The sequence below is a fragment of the Lelliottia sp. GFLA7 genome (genome assembly GCF_056490165.1).
This window is the reverse complement of sequence record NZ_JBWLAQ010000004.1, coordinates 353354-371607: the sequence shown is the minus strand read 5'-3', so window position 1 is coordinate 371607 and position 18254 is coordinate 353354. Positions and strand designations below refer to the sequence as shown.

At 54.7% G+C, this 18254-nt stretch carries 19 protein-coding genes and 1 tRNA gene; 6 read left to right on the top strand and 14 right to left on the bottom strand.

The features are described 5' to 3' along the window. Positions 1-27 precede the first annotated feature (27 nt). Positions 28-954, top strand: a complete 927-nt coding sequence (locus AC07RN_RS14845; protein ID WP_478336729.1) for a LysR family transcriptional regulator — start codon at positions 28-30, stop codon at positions 952-954. A 262-nt stretch (positions 955-1216) separates the two neighbouring features. Here the strand turns inward: AC07RN_RS14845 and AC07RN_RS14840 are convergent. Further along, positions 1217-1292: transfer RNA gene (locus AC07RN_RS14840), tRNA-Ile, on the bottom strand. 125 nt (positions 1293-1417) lie between these two features. On the opposite strand from AC07RN_RS14840, the gene mug reads away from it, so the two are divergent. Further along, positions 1418-1924 carry a G/U mismatch-specific DNA glycosylase gene (gene mug, locus AC07RN_RS14835; RefSeq protein WP_015960460.1) on the top strand — a complete coding sequence of 169 codons (507 nt, stop codon included), beginning with the start codon at positions 1418-1420 and terminating at the stop codon, positions 1922-1924. 114 nt (positions 1925-2038) lie between these two features. On the opposite strand, the gene rpoD is transcribed toward mug, so the two are convergent. From rpoD to rpsU, 3 genes are all read right to left on the bottom strand, one after another. Continuing rightward, positions 2039-3934, bottom strand: coding sequence for an RNA polymerase sigma factor RpoD (gene rpoD / locus AC07RN_RS14830; protein WP_015960459.1), 1896 nt, complete (start codon positions 3932-3934; stop codon positions 2039-2041). A gap of 214 nt (positions 3935-4148) precedes the next feature. Continuing rightward, the gene (gene dnaG, locus AC07RN_RS14825; RefSeq protein WP_478336706.1) at positions 4149-5894 is read right to left on the bottom strand and encodes a DNA primase; all 1746 of its coding nucleotides are present in this window, start codon (positions 5892-5894) and stop codon (positions 4149-4151) included. Positions 5895-6076: 182 nt separating this feature from the next. Next, positions 6077-6292 carry a 30S ribosomal protein S21 gene (rpsU, locus tag AC07RN_RS14820; RefSeq protein WP_001144069.1) on the bottom strand — a complete coding sequence of 72 codons (216 nt, stop codon included), beginning with the start codon at positions 6290-6292 and terminating at the stop codon, positions 6077-6079. 351 nt (positions 6293-6643) lie between these two features. Between rpsU and tsaD the strand changes: the two genes are divergently transcribed. Next, the gene (tsaD, locus tag AC07RN_RS14815; protein WP_133631456.1) at positions 6644-7657 is read left to right on the top strand and encodes a tRNA (adenosine(37)-N6)-threonylcarbamoyltransferase complex transferase subunit TsaD; all 1014 of its coding nucleotides are present in this window, start codon (positions 6644-6646) and stop codon (positions 7655-7657) included. 39 nt (positions 7658-7696) lie between these two features. Here tsaD and ureG read toward each other — a convergent pair whose 3' ends face one another. The 8 genes from ureG to plsY all read right to left on the bottom strand — a co-directional run bounded on the left by ureG (position 7697) and on the right by plsY (position 13382). Next, positions 7697-8314 (bottom strand): urease accessory protein UreG, encoded by a 618-nt coding sequence (ureG, locus tag AC07RN_RS14810; RefSeq protein WP_186752148.1) that lies wholly within the window; start codon positions 8312-8314, stop codon positions 7697-7699. A gap of 9 nt (positions 8315-8323) precedes the next feature. Then, positions 8324-8998, bottom strand: a complete 675-nt coding sequence (locus AC07RN_RS14805) for an urease accessory protein UreF (protein WP_015960455.1) — start codon at positions 8996-8998, stop codon at positions 8324-8326. Positions 8999-9005: 7 nt separating this feature from the next. Next, complete coding sequence (ureE, locus tag AC07RN_RS14800) at positions 9006-9464, bottom strand: urease accessory protein UreE (RefSeq protein WP_133631453.1); 459 nt, start codon at positions 9462-9464, stop codon at positions 9006-9008. Between the two features lie 9 nt (positions 9465-9473). Continuing rightward, complete coding sequence (ureC, locus tag AC07RN_RS14795) at positions 9474-11177, bottom strand: urease subunit alpha (RefSeq protein ID WP_478336705.1); 1704 nt, start codon at positions 11175-11177, stop codon at positions 9474-9476. Further along, positions 11170-11490 carry an urease subunit beta gene (locus AC07RN_RS14790; RefSeq protein WP_235134086.1) on the bottom strand — a complete coding sequence of 107 codons (321 nt, stop codon included), beginning with the start codon at positions 11488-11490 and terminating at the stop codon, positions 11170-11172. Before AC07RN_RS14790 ends, ureC begins: the two co-directional genes overlap by 8 nt. 8 nt (positions 11491-11498) lie before the next feature. Further along, on the bottom strand, positions 11499-11801 hold the full coding sequence (locus AC07RN_RS14785; RefSeq protein ID WP_015960451.1) for an urease subunit gamma: 303 nt from the start codon (positions 11799-11801) through the stop codon (positions 11499-11501). 9 nt (positions 11802-11810) lie between these two features. Then, the gene (locus AC07RN_RS14780) at positions 11811-12635 is read right to left on the bottom strand and encodes an urease accessory protein UreD (protein WP_478336704.1); all 825 of its coding nucleotides are present in this window, start codon (positions 12633-12635) and stop codon (positions 11811-11813) included. A gap of 135 nt (positions 12636-12770) precedes the next feature. Then, the gene (gene plsY / locus AC07RN_RS14775; RefSeq protein WP_015960449.1) at positions 12771-13382 is read right to left on the bottom strand and encodes a glycerol-3-phosphate 1-O-acyltransferase PlsY; all 612 of its coding nucleotides are present in this window, start codon (positions 13380-13382) and stop codon (positions 12771-12773) included. Positions 13383-13489: 107 nt separating this feature from the next. Between plsY and folB the strand changes: the two genes are divergently transcribed. Next, complete coding sequence (folB, locus tag AC07RN_RS14770; protein WP_015960448.1) at positions 13490-13858, top strand: bifunctional dihydroneopterin aldolase/7,8-dihydroneopterin epimerase; 369 nt, start codon at positions 13490-13492, stop codon at positions 13856-13858. Positions 13859-13964: 106 nt separating this feature from the next. After that, entirely contained in the window at positions 13965-14786 is an 822-nt protein-coding gene (bacA, locus tag AC07RN_RS14765; RefSeq protein ID WP_015960447.1) for an undecaprenyl-diphosphate phosphatase, read from the top strand. Between the two features lie 10 nt (positions 14787-14796). Here bacA and AC07RN_RS14760 read toward each other — a convergent pair whose 3' ends face one another. Further along, complete coding sequence (locus AC07RN_RS14760; RefSeq protein ID WP_478336703.1) at positions 14797-16038, bottom strand: multifunctional CCA addition/repair protein; 1242 nt, start codon at positions 16036-16038, stop codon at positions 14797-14799. A gap of 61 nt (positions 16039-16099) precedes the next feature. Continuing rightward, the gene (locus tag AC07RN_RS14755; RefSeq protein ID WP_041689721.1) at positions 16100-16720 is read right to left on the bottom strand and encodes a TIGR04211 family SH3 domain-containing protein; all 621 of its coding nucleotides are present in this window, start codon (positions 16718-16720) and stop codon (positions 16100-16102) included. A gap of 229 nt (positions 16721-16949) precedes the next feature. On the opposite strand from AC07RN_RS14755, the gene AC07RN_RS14750 reads away from it, so the two are divergent. Then, a complete protein-coding gene (locus tag AC07RN_RS14750; RefSeq protein WP_478336702.1) occupies positions 16950-18251 on the top strand; it encodes a CYTH domain-containing protein in 1302 nt (433 codons plus the stop codon). Positions 18252-18254: the final 3 nt, after the last annotated feature.

Below are 18254 nucleotides of genomic sequence, written 5' to 3'. Positions count from 1 at the left end.
TCACTATCACTCAAATTGATTAAGATAATGTTCACTATTAGAGAAAATGATTTTCATCGTATCGATCTGAATTTGCTGACCGTGCTGTTAGTCCTGCAGCGGGAAGGCAGCGTGTCACGTGCAGCCGAAAAATTGCATCTGGGGCAGCCGGCGGTCAGCAATGCGCTGGCGAGATTGCGTGAAATGTTTAACGATCCGCTGTTTGTTCGCACCGCAGGCGGCATGATTCCTACGCCGCGCGCCGAAGCGTTAATCGCTGAACTCGGGCCCTTGATGGAACAGATGCAGCATGTTCTTTTTCAGCCAGCGTCATTCACACCGGCGAGTGCAAGCCATGTTTTTCGGCTGGGTATGAGCGACTGGGTGGAAAGTTGGCTGATGCCGGAATTGCAGGCATATGTCATACGTAAGGCTCCAGGAATCACTCTGCAGGTCAGTGCCAGCGATCCTTTCCGGGATGGTAAACAAGTGCTGCAAAGGGAGATAGACCTGGCGATTTCGGTGGGGCAGAGCACCGCCGCTACGTTGAGGCGCGAAAATATCCGTTCACTCAACTTTAGTACGCTCTGGCACCCCGAACAGCTTTCGCTGGCAGCGCCGCTGACGGTGAAAAATTACGTGGAGCACGATCACGTGCTGGTGTCCTATCGAGGATCGACATGGAGCGCCATTGACGATCAATTAGCATTGCAAGGGCAATCACGAAAGGTGCGTTACGTTACGCCGCATTTTTCCTCCTTACCGCCTCTTTTGAAACGCATACCGGCTTTAGCGACCGTCCCGTCTGGTTTGGCGGCCGATTGGGTGACTCATTACGGCTTACGCTGTAGCCCGGTTCCGATACAGACGCCTGAGATTCCGCTCTCGCTGCTGTGGCATAAAAAATCCGATAACGATATGCCTCTGAACTGGCTGAGGGGCGTTTTAGGAAGGGTTATAAAAGCTCTGCCCTGAATCGGCCGCGTGGTTGGAGTGGTGAGCGGACATAGTGATTCTTTGGGGCAACGTATCAGCTCATCGTGTTGTTCAGCGGGTGTGTCACTTTGCAGCAGGTCAGCTTTCTATTGACTCGAGTTTTACCAAACCCTCTGCGTCTTGCTGGTGCAAAGCGTATGTGCCGGATCGCATAACACTCTAATAGTTGCAGCAAATATCCCCGGCATATCCCCAAAAAAAGCAAAAGGGCCGAAGATTTCTCTCCAGCCCTTGCTGTGTTTGGTGGCCCCTGCTGGACTTGAACCAGCGACCAAGCGATTATGAGTCGCCTGCTCTAACCACTGAGCTAAGGGGCCGTGGCGGTGAATTATAAAGTAACTCTGCCGCGCAATCCAGCCATTCACACCTGCCTGCTGTTTTTATAAACAATGCATAATCAATCCTTTATACTAACTACATGATGTATTGATGGGAGAATGGGATGATCAACGATATTCTTGCGCCCGGGCTGCGGGTGGTGTTCTGCGGGATCAACCCGGGGAAGTCATCGGCGCACACGGGTTTTCACTTTGCCCATCCAGGGAATCGTTTCTGGAAGGTGATTCATCAGGCCGGCTTTACCGACAAACTTCTCAAGCCAGAAGAGGAGCAGCATCTGCTGGATACCCGCTGCGGCATTACCATGCTGGTCGAACGGCCCACGGTGCAGGCGAATGAGGTGAATTTGCATGAATTGCGCAGTGGCGGCAGGGAGTTGGTCAAAAAGATTGAGGACTATCAGCCTGCAGCGCTGGCGATCCTCGGTAAGCAGGCGTATGAGCAGGCGTTTAGCCAGCGCGGGGCGCAGTGGGGCAAGCAAAGAATCACGATCGGCATGACGCAGGTGTGGGTGCTGCCCAATCCAAGCGGACTCAACAGAGCGACGCTGGATAAACTGGTGGAAGCCTATCGGGAGCTGGATGAAGCGCTGGTGGTGCGGGGGCGTTAATGACGTCTTCTCCTGATCATTTTCAGGACGGGAAATTTAGCCATAGAACTAGCTCTATTCTATAGAGATATAAAAAAAGCTCCCCGTAGGGAGCTTTTTTAATTCCAGGACCGATTAATCGTCCAGGAAGCTACGCAGAACTTCAGAGCGGCTAGGGTGGCGCAGTTTGCGCAGTGCCTTCGCTTCGATCTGACGAATACGTTCGCGGGTTACGTCGAACTGTTTACCCACTTCTTCCAGCGTGTGGTCGGTATTCATGTCGATACCGAAACGCATACGCAGGACTTTCGCTTCACGGGCGGTCAGGCCAGCCAGAACGTCGTGAGTGGCAGCACGCAGGCTCTCGGTCGTCGCAGAGTCCAGCGGCAGTTCGAGGGTAGTATCCTCGATGAAATCACCCAGATGCGAATCTTCATCGTCGCCGATTGGCGTTTCCATGGAGATTGGCTCTTTCGCGATTTTCAGCACCTTACGGATCTTGTCTTCCGGCATTAACATGCGTTCAGCCAATTCTTCCGGCGTTGGCTCGCGGCCCATCTCTTGCAGCATCTGGCGAGAAATACGGTTGAGCTTGTTAATCGTCTCAATCATATGCACCGGAATACGGATGGTGCGCGCCTGATCCGCGATAGAGCGGGTGATCGCCTGACGAATCCACCAGGTTGCGTAAGTGGAGAATTTATAACCACGACGGTATTCAAACTTATCTACCGCTTTCATCAGACCGATGTTGCCTTCCTGAATCAGATCCAGGAACTGCAGACCGCGGTTGGTGTATTTCTTCGCAATAGAAATAACCAGACGCAAGTTCGCCTCAACCATCTCTTTCTTCGCACGACGGGCTTTCGCTTCGCCGATAGACATACGACGGTTGATGTCTTTCACTTGCTCGATGGTCAGGCCGGTCTCTTCTTCAATCTGACGCAGTTTCTGCAAGCCACGCTGAACATCATCAGAGACGTCGTGCAGCTTTTCAGACCACGGTTTGTTCATGGCGATAGCAGCGTTGAACCAGGTTTCGCTGGTTTCGTTGCCGGTGAACAGTGTGATGAAGTTTTTCTTCGGCATTTTGCACTGTTCAACGCACAGTTTCATGATGATGCGTTCCTGAGTACGCACGCGATCCATCATGACGCGCATACTGTTGACCAGGTAATCAAACTGCTTTGGTACCAGGCGGAACTGCTTGAACACGTCAGACAGCTTCTGGATCTCTTCCTTCGCAGCGGCGTGACTACGGCCTTTTGCTTTGATGGTGTCGCGGGCCAGTTCGTACTGCGTACGCAGTTCGCCAAACTTCTCGCGAGCCAGCTCAGGATCGATGCTGTTGTCGTCTTCTTCTTCTTCGTCTTCTTCGTCTTCTTCCTCGTTCTCTTCACGCTCTTCTTTCGTGAGCTCAGAACCAACGTGAGTAGCAGTCGGAGCGACTTCTTCTTCAGCGTTAGGATCGACGAAACCGGTAATGATGTCGGAAAGACGCGCCTCTTCTGCTTCTACGCGATCGTACTGTTCCAGCAGATAGGTGATCGCTTCCGGGTACTCGGCAACAGAACACTGAACCTGGTTGATCCCGTCTTCGATGCGTTTCGCGATGTCGATTTCGCCTTCGCGGGTCAGCAGTTCAACGGTTCCCATTTCGCGCATGTACATACGCACCGGGTCAGTGGTACGACCGATTTCAGATTCAACGCTGGACAGAACCTGTGCAGCGGCTTCTTCAGCATCTTCATCGGTGTTGTTGGAGTTTTCAGCCAGCAACAGATCATCGGCATCAGGTGCTTCTTCCATCACCTGAATACCCATGTCATTGATCATTTGGATGATGTCTTCGATTTGATCTGAATCGACGATATCTTCCGGCAGATGGTCATTGACCTCGGCATAGGTCAGATAGCCTTGCTCCTTACCGCGTTGGACAAGAAGTTTCAGCTGTGACTGCGGGTTTTGCTCCATAAGACGGTATCCACACTTATTTCGTTTGATTGGTGTCGGCGGTGCAGCTACCAACATTTAAAGCGAGGGCGTACTTATATTTGTGCCGCTGCCTCTCAGTGCGGCTGCCGGGGGCTTCCCGATCGATATTCGGCACTTAAGCCGTTAAATACTTCATCCTTCACGTTGTCTCTGCGTTAGCTGCATTCTCGAATCCTGGTCATGTACTTGTGTACACTCCGAGGCATTCTTTTTCTTGCTGCCTTGATACAACGTGAATGATTTTGTCTTTTTATTTCCTGGCCAGTTCCTGGTTTAACATCCAGAGTTCCCGGCGTTCTTCGCTGCTCAAACCGTGTGTGCGCTCGCGAGCGATTAACTCTTCCTGGCGCAGCTCAAGCATCGAATCAAACATATGGTTCAGCGAGTCGGTGAACGTTTTTTCTGCAATATCCTTATCTGCTATATCGTCCCACATCGACAGTTTTTCAAGGGTAGCGGACTCTTTTGTGCCGCGATAATGCTCTAAAAGTTGTCCCGTCGTTAGACCTGGCTGTGACAAACACGTATTAACCAGTTCTGAGAACAAGCCTAGTCCAGGCAACCTCTCGTGATTCAATCCGACCAGCGACGGTACCTGCGGTGCCAGCTCCGGGTTTTGAACCAGTAACCCTATCAGTATACGCATGGTTGTGCGTTTTAGCTGTGGAGCGGGGCGAACCGCGCCGTTTTCAGACAGTTTCGGCATTAAACGTTCAAGCTGGCTGTCATCCAGAATGCCAAGCTTGTTGCCAAGTTCCTGTCGCAAATAGATACGTAGCGTTTCGCCTGGAACCTGAGTAATCAACGGCAGCGCCAGCGTACTGAGCTGCGCACGACCATCCGGAGTACTCAAATCCACCTGCGGCATCAGGCTGTTAAACAAAAACGTGGAGAGCGGCTGAGCCACTTCCATCCGCGCTTCGAACGCCTCTTTGCCTTCTTTACGCACCAGCGTATCGGGATCTTCACCGTCGGGCAGGAACATAAAGCGTAACTGACGCCCATCGGTCATGTAAGGCAGTGCTGTTTCCAGCGCGCGCCAGGCGGCTTCGCGTCCGGCACGGTCTCCGTCGTAACAACAGATAACGTTATTCGTCGCCCTGAACAGCAGCTGAATGTGGTCGGCAGTGGTGGACGTTCCCAACGACGCAACCGCGTAGTTGATGTCGAACTGTGCCAGTGCAACCACGTCCATATAGCCTTCGACCACCAGTAAACGCCGGGGTTCAGCATTATCCTGTTGGGCTTCATAAAGGCCATAAAGCTGACGACCTTTGTGGAAAATATCGGTTTCCGGGGAGTTGAGGTACTTCGGCAGGGCATCGCCCAGCACGCGTCCACCAAAACCAATCACCCGGCCTCGCTTATCGCGAATGGGGAACATCACCCGCTCGCGGAAGCGGTCGTAGCTTCGTCCCTGGTCATTAGTGACCAGCATGCCCGCATCGATCAACGATTTACGATCTTCGCTATTGCCGCCAAAACGCTTTAACACGTTGTCCCAGCCGGGCGGGGCGTAACCAATAGCGAAACGCGCAATAACGTCGTCGCTTAATCCGCGCTGGTTCAAATATTGACGCGCAGGCTCAGCGGCAGATTGCTTCAAAGACTGTTGGTAAAAAGAATTCAGGCCTTCCATCAACTGATACAGCGTTTGCCGTTGATGGCGCTCTATCTGTGTTGGACCGCTGCCCGCTTCATAAGGCACTTCAAGGTTATGCATCGCGGCCAGTTCTTCGACGGTTTCTACGAACTCAAGTTTGTCGTAGTTCATCAAAAAATCGACAGCGTTACCGTGTGCGCCACAGCCGAAGCAGTGGTAAAACTGTTTTTCACCGTTCACGGTGAAAGAAGGGGTTTTTTCGTTATGGAACGGACAGCACGCGTGGTAGTTCTTGCCCTGTTTTTTTAGCTTTACCCGCGCGTCGATGAGATCGACGATGTCGGTTCTGGCCAACAGGTCATTGATAAATACGCGTGGAATTCGTCCAGCCATAGGCCCCGTTAATTACACGTTTTATCAGGCGGTCTCTGCGCAAACAGCGCGCGGTGAACCAGCGTGAATAATTTCGTGTAAGTGCTGATGCATAAACGAAAATAAGCCGCGCATTCCTTTCGGAAGCACGGCCTTACGACTACAACTCGGTCTGACAATTGAGGGCGGAAGCCCCCAACAGATTAGTACAGACGAGTACGGCGTGCGTTTTCGCGAGCCAGTTTCTTCGCGTGACGTTTCACAGCAGAAGCTTTAGCGCGTTTACGTTCGGTAGTCGGTTTTTCATAGAACTCACGACGACGAACTTCCGCCAGAACACCTGCTTTCTCGCATGAACGCTTGAAGCGACGCAGTGCTACGTCGAACGGCTCGTTTTCACGTACTTTAATTACCGGCATGTAACTCTCACCTTTAATAAATTCGGTTTGCCGCTGGCATCAACGCCAGCTTATTTCAAAATGGTGCGGAATTTTACTGCAATTGCTGCTGCTTTGTAAAGCACCGGCGCGATTTTGAAAGGGACTTTTATAAGGAAAGGGAGTATACACGACCGATCTTCCTGGGGCGAACAAAGTTTTACCCCTTTTGCCTGTCAAACGACAGGCCCGATGGCTTGCCTTTCTCACCCCATTTACCTCGTTGTTCCTGCGCTACCGCGGATCCGCGCTGTCGACGCTGCAATCCTGAGGGTATACATCACCTCGCAATCGACCTAAACTGCGCGGTATTGAAAAGAGGTAAAATTAGCCATGCGTGTACTGGGTATTGAAACATCCTGCGATGAAACCGGCATCGCCATTTACGACGACGAAAAAGGTCTGTTAGCCAACCAACTGTATAGTCAGGTGAAATTACACGCTGATTACGGTGGCGTGGTGCCTGAACTGGCCTCTCGTGACCATGTGCGTAAAACGGTTCCGCTGATTCAGGCGGCATTAAAAGAGTCGGGTTTAACCGCGAAAGATATCGATGCGGTCGCTTACACCGCAGGCCCTGGCCTGGTGGGCGCACTTTTAGTGGGCGCGACGATTGGCCGCTCGCTGGCGTTTGCGTGGGATGTGCCTGCGATTCCAGTTCACCACATGGAAGGGCATCTTCTGGCGCCGATGCTCGAAGAGAATCCACCTGAATTCCCGTTTGTGGCGCTGCTGGTGTCTGGCGGTCATACCCAGCTTATCAGCGTGACGGGTATTGGCGAGTATGAACTGCTGGGCGAGTCCATTGATGATGCCGCCGGTGAAGCATTCGACAAAACCGCCAAACTGCTCGGCCTGGATTATCCAGGCGGCCCGATGCTCTCTAAACTGGCGTCACAGGGTGTTGAAAAACGCTTTGTCTTCCCGCGCCCAATGACCGACCGTCCAGGGCTGGATTTCAGTTTCTCCGGTCTGAAAACATTCGCCGCGAACACGATCCGTAATAACGAAAACGACGATCAGACTCGCGCTGATATTGCTCGCGCTTTTGAAGATGCCGTCGTGGATACGCTGATGATCAAATGCAAACGCGCGCTGGATCAGACCGGTTTTAAGCGTCTGGTGATGGCGGGGGGGGTGAGTGCTAACCGCACGCTGCGGACCCGGCTGGCGGAGATGATGCAAAAACGTCGTGGAGAAGTGTTTTACGCGCGTCCGGAGTTTTGTACTGATAACGGTGCAATGATTGCCTATGCGGGCATGGTGCGCGTGAAAGGCGGTGCGACGGCTGATTTGAGCGTGTCCGTGCGTCCGCGCTGGCCGCTGGCGGAACTGCCAGCAGCGTAACGGTTTTGCCCGGCGGCACCCTGCTGACCGGGCAACTCACTACACCTTCAACATCCCTTTATCTTCCAAAAATCCAATAATCTTATTCAGGCCGTCGCCCACTTTCAGATTGGTAAACGTCCACGGGCGTTCGCCGCGCATACGATTCGTATCGCGCTCCATTACCTCAAGCGATGCGCCGACGTAAGGGGCCAGATCGGTTTTATTGATCACCAGGAAATCGGATTTCGTGATCCCCGGCCCGCCTTTACGCGGGATCTTCTCGCCTTCCGCCACGTCGATGACGTAAATCGTCAGATCCGCCAGCTCCGGGCTGAACGTCGCGCTTAAATTATCGCCGCCGCTCTCGACAAAAATCAGATCCAGATTGCCGAATTTTTCGCTGAGCGCTTCGACGGCCGCGAGGTTCATCGAGGCATCTTCGCGAATGGCGGTATGCGGGCAACCACCCGTTTCCACGCCGACGATCCGATCCGGCTCCAGCGCGCCTGCTTCGGTCAGGATGCGCTGATCCTCTTTGGTGTAAATATCGTTGGTCACCACCGCCAACTGGTATTGGTCGCGCATTGCTTTGCACAGCGCTTCCAGCAGCGCGGTTTTTCCCGAACCCACCGGGCCACCCACGCCAACGCGCAGGGGATGTTTGTAATCAGCCATTGTGAAACCTCATGATCGGAATAACCGTGAATATTGTGTTTCGTGACGCGCCGAGGCAATGGCCGAAAGCGGTGTTGCCGCGCCCAGTTCGTCATCGCCGCGTCGCCACGCGTGTTCAAGCCCTGCGGCAAAATGGTCGCTCAGTTCGATAATCAAACGCTGGGCGGCCTGTTGCCCGAAGGGCACCAGTTTGACGCCCGCCATCACCGCACTTTCGATCCAGCTATAGCCCAGGCTCAACGCCAGCTCGTGAGCGCTTATTTCCCAGCGCACGCCCAGCCACGCCATACCGCACAGCTGACTTTGCGAAAACAGCGGCAGCCATTCTTGCGGGCAGTCTGGTTCCCAGCTTTTAATCAGTCGGGTAAACGCGGCACCGCGATTGCGTTCTTCTTCACGCAGCTCGCGCGTTTCGCGACAGGCCAGCAGATACGCGGTCCAGCGTCTGGCGCTCACCGCGTCGTTCTGCTCGCAGGCGCGATACAGGCGGATGAACAGCGGCAAATCGACGCAGAAAAAACTCTGCTCCATCTGCTGGATCTGCCAGCGCTTAAATTCGGCGTCGGTCGTTATCCAGCCCGCCTCTACCGCCCATTCCAGCCCCTGCGACCAGGTGAAAGAGCCCACCGGCAAACTGCTGCTGGAAAGCTGCATCAGGCGCAACTGCTGGCGGTTGTGTTCCATTGTGTTCCTAATGCGAATGCGCGTGAGAATGACTGTGGGCGTCGCTGGTATACGCCCCAGCTTCCGGTTCAAACGGCAGATGCGCAAAAGTCACGTCAAGATCAAACTGACGCAGCATGTCGTCAAGGACGTGATCGTGGTGATAGCGCAGTTCGCCTGGCATGATTTGCAGCGGTACGTGACGGTTGCCGAGGTGATAACAGGCGCGGGCGAGCAAATAAGGATCGGCGCAGCGCACGACGGACACCGATTCTGGCGCGGCGATCACTTCGATAATCTCGCTGCCGTCGTCTGTGGAGAGCAAATCGCCACCGCGTAACAACAGGCCGCGCGGCAGCATCAGCCCCGCTTCGCGGCCATCGTTCAATTCCACTTTGGCGCGGCTTTTCACCCGGATATCAATTGGCAGCGTGACGCTGGCGGTCACGGGGTGCGCATGGTCAAGGCGTTGGGTTAAGGTGATCATCGTCGCTCCTCAAAACAGAAAATAACGTTGCGCCATCGGCAATACGTCTGCCGGTTCGCTGGTAATGAGTTCGCCGTCGATACGCACCTCGTAGGTTTGTGCATCGACGGTGATATTCGGTTGCAGGCCGTTGTGGATCATGTCGGCTTTTTTCACCGTCCGGCAGCCTCTCACGACTGCAATCGCGCTTTGCAGATTGAGCTGTTGCGGGATGCGGTTGGCGTCCGCGGCTTGTGAAATAAACGTCAGGCGCGTGGCATGACGTGCCGCGCCCAGCGAGCCAAACATCGGGCGATAATGTACGGGCTGCGGCGTAGGAATAGATGCGTTGATATCGCCCATCGGCGCGCAGGCAATCATCCCGCCTTTCACGATCGTGGCGGGTTTCACGCCAAAGAACGCGGGGGACCAGACCACCAGATCCGCCAGTTTCCCCGCCTCAACGGAGCCGACTTCATGGGCGATGCCGTGAGTCAGAGCCGGATTGATCGTGTATTTTGCGACGTAACGCTTCACGCGGAAGTTGTCGTTATCGCCGGACTCTTCCGCCAGCGCACCGCGCTGCACCTTCATCCGATGCGCGACCTGCCAGGTGCGGATAATCACTTCGCCGACGCGCCCCATGGCTTGCGAATCCGATGACGTCAGCGAGAACGCGCCGATATCGTGCAGGACATCTTCCGCGGCGATGGTTTCGCGGCGAATGCGCGATTCAGCGAATGCCACGTCCTCGGCGATATCGGGATCGAGATGATGGCAAACCATCAGCATGTCCAGATGCTCGTCGATAGTGTTCACCGTGTACGGCAGCGTGGGGTTGGTGGAGGAGGGCAAAATATTCGGGTGCGCGCAGGCAGTGATAATATCAGGCGCATGGCCGCCGCCCGCGCCTTCGGTATGAAACGTATGAATGGTGCGACCGTCAATGGCGGCCAGCGTGTCCTCGACAAAACCCGCCTCGTTCAGCGTGTCGCTGTGCAGCGCCACCTGAATATCCATCTCCTCGGCGACGCTCAAAGAGCAGTTGATCGCCGCAGGCGTAGAACCCCAGTCTTCGTGAATTTTTAGACCAATGGCCCCCGCTGCGATTTGCTCGCGCAGCGCGTCAGGATTCGAGCCGTTGCCTTTGCCGAGCAGACCAATATTCACGGGTAATGTATCCGCGGCCTGGAGCATACGCGCGATATACCACGGCCCTGGCGTGCAGGTAGTGGCATTCGTGCCCGCCGCCGGGCCAGTTCCGCCGCCAATCATGGTGGTCACGCCGGAAACCAGCGCTTCTTCCGCCTGCTGCGGGCAGATCCAGTGGATGTGCGTGTCGATCCCACCTGCGGTGACGATCTTACCTTCGGCGGCGATCACTTCGGTTGCGGCACCAATCGGGATCGTCACGCCGGGCTGAATATCCGGATTACCGGCTTTACCCACGGCGAAGATCCTGCCGTCTTTGACGCCGATATCCGCTTTCACGATCCCCCAGTGATCGACGATCAGCGCGTTGGTCAGCACCAGATCTACACAGTCCTGCGCCGTCATTTGCCCCTGGCCCATGCCGTCGCGAATTACTTTTCCGCCACCGAACTTCACCTCTTCACCATAGATCGTGAGATCGTTTTCGACCTCGATCCACAGGTCTGTATCGGCCAGTCGCACTTTGTCGCCCGTCGTTGGACCGAACATATCGGCATATGCCTGGCGTGAAATCTCAGCCATTTTTTATCTCCAGATCGCCCATCACATCGCCGCGAAAACCGAAAATGCGCTGTGCGCCAGCCACCAATACCAGCGTTACTTCGCGCTTTTGCCCTGGCTCAAAACGCACGGCGGTGCCAGCAGGAATATTAAGGCGATAGCCTTTGGTGGCTTCGCGATCAAACTTCAACGCGGGATTCACCTCGTAAAAATGGTAATGAGATCCCACCTGGATCGGCCGATCGCCATGGTTTTCGACGATCGTGCTTTTGGTTTCACGCCCCGCGTTGATGGCGATCTGTCCGGATTTAATCTGATATTCGCCTGGGATCATGCTTCCCCCTATACGATCGGATTGTGAACGGTGACGAGCTTCGAACCGTCCGGAAACGTGGCTTCTACCTGAATATCCGGGATCATTTCTGGCACGCCTTCCATCACCTGCGCGCGCGTCAGCACATGACGACCGGCTTCCATGAGTTCCGCCACGGTTTGCCCGTCGCGGGCGCCTTCCATAATGAAGGCGCTGATCAGCGCGACCGATTCCGGGTAGTTCAGCGTGACGCCACGGGCCAGGCGACGTTCCGCGACCAGCGCGGCGGTAAACAGCAACAGCTTGTCTTTTTCTCTTGGGGTCAGTTCCATAAAGGTCTCTCAGGTCTGCCAGATTCGAGGCGGGTGGGGCGTTTTGGCGATGACGTGCGGGCGAAGCCACTGCCAGATTTCGCGCATCGCCCGCTGGCAAATCAGGTTGTCGTGCGAAAGAAAGCGTACCGACAGCAGGCCATCGGTGAGCGTCGCGCCCGCAAAATTATCCAGCGTGACGAGTTTTTCCCGCACGCCTTCCAGCAGTGCGTCGCTGGCCGGATAGCAGAGCAGCGTACCGATCCACGGGTAATTGGCGACGGTCGTGAGATCGCCGTCGGCAAGATGCTGGCGCTCAATTAACAGCGGTTCATCGTCCAGCCACACCTCCAGTCGGCTTTCAATGGTGCCGTGACTAAAGGTTTCGTTGATCACCGGACGGCCCAGGCAGAACAGCTCCCAGGCCAGTAGCCGGCTGGAATGATGCAGGTGAAAAACAGATTGCAGCGCGGCGTTAGCGCCGGGGAAAAAAATCGTGTCCTGCGGCAGCCATTCCAGCGTGGCGTTCTCTTCCAGAAAGAAGTGCTGATTCAGCCGCGCCAGCGGACCGCTGCTGCGGTAGAACTTGCTGGCGCCGGGCATGGTGATAAGCGCATGGCTGTTTGGATCAAGCTGAACGGAAATGTTGAGTTCATCGCCACCCACAATGCCGCCCGGGGGATGCAAAAGGTAAAGGTGGCAGGTCTCTTCTTCGGGATAAAACGGGCGTTGAACGGTGAGGGGGCCGACGTGTCGCGCCGAGTGTAGAACCGTTTTTTCAGGGGTGTGACAAAACTGCAACGCGAGCGAAGCCTGCCAGCCGTGGGTGTGCTTTTTTGCTGGTGTGCCCTGCAAGATTTCGCCCCTGTGAACGCATTCCCGAATCGTTCGAGTATGGATCAGCCGTTGGCGTTTTTTGTCATAGGAAAAGATGATGATGCGAGGAAGGAAACGCCCGATATCGTTATACGTACCGGGCTTAGAGAATTTTTATTTCGGTGCTTTTTTCTTTTTTAACTTGGTCCAGATTTTAGTTTCCTGGCGACGCCACAGACGCTGAATATTGTCGTGATGGCGCAGCAGGATAAGGCAAGAGAGCATCGAAACGGGGAAAGTGAACTGGGGTTTAAACCACCAGACGTAGAACGGGGCGATAAGCGCGCTGACAATCGCGCCGAGCGAGGAATAGCCGCTCAGTAAGACGCTTAAAAGCCAGGTTCCCGCCATCACGCCGGTTAAATCCCAGCCAATGGGCGCGATAGCACCAAAGGCCGTTGCAACGCCTTTGCCACCTTTAAAATGGAAGAAAACAGGCCAGATATGGCCCACGCAGGCGGCGATAGCGATAAGCCCCAGCCAGAACGGCGTGACGCCCAGCATGTATGCGCCCCAGACGGGAAGCATCCCTTTCAGAACATCAAAAACCAAAACCGCTACGGCTGCTCTCTTGCCGCCAATTCGAAGTACATTGGTCGCCCCCGGATTCCCGGAACCACTGACGCGCGGGTCAGGTAATCCGGCGATGCGGCAGACCAGAATGGCGCTGGAGATGGAGCCGCAAAGGTAAGCGAGGAAGATCATTCCAGGCGCGATTGCACTCATAACGCTGTTCCGTTTTGAAAATGTATCTGTATTCTCTGCATCTGTGGATAATACGCATAATTCGCCGGGAGTGGTATCCGGTTTAGCCAAAAACCAGGCAGGTCGTGATGGATATTGTATTTATAGAGCAACTTTCGGTAATCACCACAATTGGTGTTTACGACTGGGAACAGACCATCGAGCAGAAGCTGGTGTTCGATATCGAAATGGGCTGGGATAACCGCCTCTCCGCCAAAAGTGACGATGTAAAAGATTGCCTGAGCTACGCGGATATCAGCGAAACGGTCGTGAAGCATGTCGAAGGGCAGCGTTTCGCGCTGGTGGAGCGCGTGGCCGAAGAGGTGGCGGATCTGCTGTTAAGCCGGTTCAATTCACCCTGGGTGCGCATCAAACTCAGCAAGCCTGGCGCAGTGGCACGCGCGACAAACGTCGGCGTGATTATCGAGCGTAGCCAAAATCTTAAAGGCAACAATTAACGTCATCATTGTTAAACCATTTTCGGTTATACCGGTCTTACAGCTGTATCTTTCGCGGCTACCCCTGTGGTGAGCCGTTTTTTACTTTTTAATAAGGGTTGATGAGATGAGCGATATGCACTCGCTGCTGGTGGCGGCAATATTGGGTGTGGTCGAAGGATTGACGGAGTTTTTGCCGGTTTCCAGTACCGGGCACATGATCATCGTCGGTCATTTGCTGGGCTTTGAGGGAGAGACAGCCAAAACATTCGAAGTGGTCATTCAGTTAGGTTCTATCCTGGCCGTGGTGGTGATGTTCTGGCGACGCCTGTTTGGTCTCATCGGCATTCATTTTGGTCGTCCGCCGCAGCACGAAGGCGAAGGGAAAGGCCGCCTGACGCTCATTCATATCCTGCTGGGTATGGTGCCAGCCGTCGTGCTGGGGCTGATTTTCCACGACGCTATCAAATCGCTGTTTAACCCTATCAACGTGATGTACGCGCTGGTAGTGGGCGGTGTGCTACTGATAGCCGCAGAGCTGCTGAAACCCAAAGAGCCGAAAGCGCCGGGTCTGGATGACATGACCTATCGTCAGGCGTTTATGATTGGCTGCTTCCAGTGTCTGGCGCTGTGGCCGGGCTTTTCGCGTTCGGGCGCAACCATTTCCGGCGGGATGCTGATGGGCGTGAGCCGCTATGCGGCCTCGGAATTCTCATTCCTGCTGGCGGTGCCAATGATGATGGGTGCCACCGCACTGGATCTCTATAAGAGCTATCACTTCCTGACGGCGGCGGATTTCCCTATGTTTGCCGTGGGCTTTGTGACCGCGTTCCTCGTGGCGCTGGTGGCGATTAAAACCTTCCTGCAGCTCATCAAACGTATCTCGTTCATTCCGTTTGCTATCTACCGCTTTATCGTCGCGGCAGCTGTGTACGTGGTCTTCTTCTGATCCACGGCCCTCAGTCTTTCGGCTGAGGGCAACGCTTTTCCTTCCAGTCTGCAACGGCCTGCACGCGTCTTTTCGTTAACTCTTCCCGAATCTCTGGCCCTTTAAATCCGGCTTCAACCACGTCTTTCGTCGGCACGGCTTTGGCGATTTCCCACGCTTCACGCAGTAAACGTCCTTGTGAATAATCGCAGGCTTCAAACCCGGTGCGTCCGCGCACGTCTGCTTCGCTGGTCACCGCAATTTGCTCCACGCGCTGCGGCTTGCGCCAGGCGTCGATGTTATCGAACAACTTCACGATAGTGGCGGGTTTCAGAATCGGGAAGGTATGAATTAAATCGTGGAATTCAGCGACCAGCTTAGCCAGGTCTCGAATGTCGTTTGGCACGCGCAGGCGCTGGCAAATCCCTTCAACCAGTTTTACGCCCGCCGGGCCGTGTCCGTGGTGGCGCGGCCAAAACTCTTTTGGCGTTAAGCCTTTGCCCAAATCGTGACACAGTGTGGCAAAGCGCACGTCCACTTCCGGGCTGAGCATTGCTGCCATGCTCAGCGTCATTAGCGTGTGAATACCGGTATCAATTTCCGGATGCCACTTCGCGGGCGCAGGCACGCCAAACAGCGCGTCGATTTCCGGGAACAGCACTTTCAACGCGCCACAGTCGCGAAGCACCTGGAAAAAGACCTGCGGATTGCGCGTCGTTAGGGCATTTTCCGTCTCTTTCCACACGCGTTCTGGCGTGAGGTGTTCCAGCTCGCCTGCCGCGGTCATTGCGGTCATCAGCGCCAGGGTTTCATCGGCAATGCGAAAGCTCAGATGGGCATAACGCGCAGCAAATCGCGCTACGCGCAGAACGCGTAGCGGATCTTCAGAAAAAGCCGGGGAGACGTGACGCAGAAGGCGGTTTTGCAGATCGCGCTTACCGCCGTACGCATCAATGATATGGCCTTCATCATCTTGCGCCAGCGCGTTGATGGTGAGATCGCGGCGCAACAAATCTTGCTCAAGCGTGACGTCCGGTGCGGCATAGCACGTAAAACCGGTATAACCCAAACCGGCTTTACGTTCCGTTCGCGCCAGGGCGTACTCTTCGCGGGTTTTTGGGTGAAGAAACACGGGGAAATCTCGGCCTACCTGCTGATAGCCCGCGTTAAGCATCTCTTCTGGTGTGGCACCAACCACAACCCAGTCTTTATCTTTGACCGGCAGACCCAACAACGCATCACGTACCGCACCACCGACCAGATAAATCTTCACGCCTCAAACTCCCGTATTCATTTTTCTCAAGATGATACGTAAGTCTGGCAGAGAAGACGAATTAGTTCATCCAGCGGTCTTTGCGTTTACGGCTGGGGATCAGATGTGGCAGAACCAGACCCAGCACCAGACCTACGCCCAGCACGCCGCCGCCATACATAAACCACTGCATAATGATGGTGCGCTGTTTGTCGTCGAGCTGCAGATTGGCAGCGCTGACTTTTTTCTGCGCCACAATCAGCTCATTTTTGAGCTTCTGGTTCTCTTCTTTCAGGCCGTTGATCACCCCGTCGCTCTGCGCCACTTTCTGCTGCATTTCAGCGGTGCGCTGGTTCCAGGTGGTGTCGATATTGTTCAGCTTATCGGTCAGGGTTTTCACCTGATTTTCCAGGTCCGGCACGCGGGTGCGCAGGCTTGGCACGTTGCTGAGTTCTTTCAACGGGATCCAGGAGGTGCGGCCGGTGCTGTCGCGGACCTGACCATAGCTGGTGTCCTGATTCGTCTGTAACAAAACCACTTCCTCGCCGGCATTTACCGTACCCACGAGGCGATAATTGTCTCCAGGACCGCTACGGACCCAGGTATTCAGTTCGTCAGAAACGTAACGTTTCTCTTCAGCGTGGACCGCAGTCGCGGCGCTCAATGTCAGTAAAGCGAGTCCAATCAGGCGAAATTTAAGCATCATCAGTCGTTATTTTCGTAAAAAGTGGAACGATAGTAGAGGCAACAGTGTCTCCACGCAAAGCATTCATCAGCAATCGGAATCATCTGTGTCGCCCCTGCAAACTTTTACGCCCGTCAAATTGTTCATTGCGTGGCAATTTGGCGCAAAATACTATGTACTGACACATATATGGCGAGGAAGTTCGCCCTCATTGATGCGGCTGTGACGCAACCCAAAGTAGAAATCTATGGCTCAAGAAATAGAATTAAAATTTATCGTCGAAAATGACAGCGTTGATGCGCTGCGAACCCACCTTCATCAGCTCTCCGGTGAATACCACGATCCGGTACAGCTGCTCAACATCTATTACGAAACGCCGGACAACTGGCTGCGCAGCCATGATATGGGGTTACGTATTCGCGGTGCGAACGGCCAATACGAGATGACGATGAAAATCGCCGGACGCGTGGTCGGCGGCCTGCATCAGCGTCCTGAATACAATATCGACATTGCAAAGCCAGAGCTTGAACTGGATCGCTTCCCGGCAGAGGTCTGGCCGAACGGCGAGCTACCAGAAAACCTGGCTGCGCAGGCAGCACCGCTGTTTAGCACCGATTTCGTACGCGAAAAGTGGCTGGTAAACGAAGGCAAAAGCCGCATTGAAATTGCCCTTGATTTAGGCGAAGTGAAAGCCGGTGAGTTCCAGGAACCGATTTGCGAACTGGAACTTGAGCTGCTCGAAGGCGATGCGGATGACGTGCTGAAGCTGGCGCGTAAGCTGGTGGGCCTGTCTGGTTTGCGTCAGGGCAGCCTGAGCAAAGCCGCACGCGGCTACCATCTGGCGGCCGGGAATGAAGTGCGGGTACTCAAACCGACCACTATTCTGCGCGTTCCTGCGAAAGTCAGCGTTGAGCAAGGCCTTGAAGCTGCGCTGGAGCTGGCGCTGAGCCAGTGGCAATACCATGAAGAGCTGTGGATTCGTGGCGTCAAAGAGGCGAAAGCCAACGTATTGTCCGCTATGGGTCTGGTGCGCAGCACGCTGACGCTTTTCGGCGGCGTGGTTCCGCGTAAAGCGAGCGCTCACTTACGTGATTTCCTGACGCAGACGGAAGCGCTCATGGCGACCGATGTCTCTGCGCAAACGGCGGTCTACAGCCCGCAAACCGCTGCGGCAAAACTGGCGTTAACCGAATTTCTGGTCACGCGCGGCTGGCAGCCATTCCTCGATGATAAAGCGCAGAAAAAAATCGCGGATTCGTTCAAACGCTTTGCGGATACGCATATGTCCCGCAGCGCCGCTGAGCTGAAAACGATTTTTGACCGTCCGCTTGGCGATCAATACAGCGATCAGCTGATTCGTCTGACGCGCGATATCGACAGCATCCTACTGCTGGCAGGCTCCTACGACGGCGTGAGAGCGCAGGCGTGGCTGGAGAACTGGCAGGGGCTGCGTCACGCCATCGAAACGCGGCAACGTATTGAAATTGAACATTTCCGTAATGAGGCTATTTCGCAAGAGCCGTTCTGGCTGCACAGCGGAAAACGTTAACTC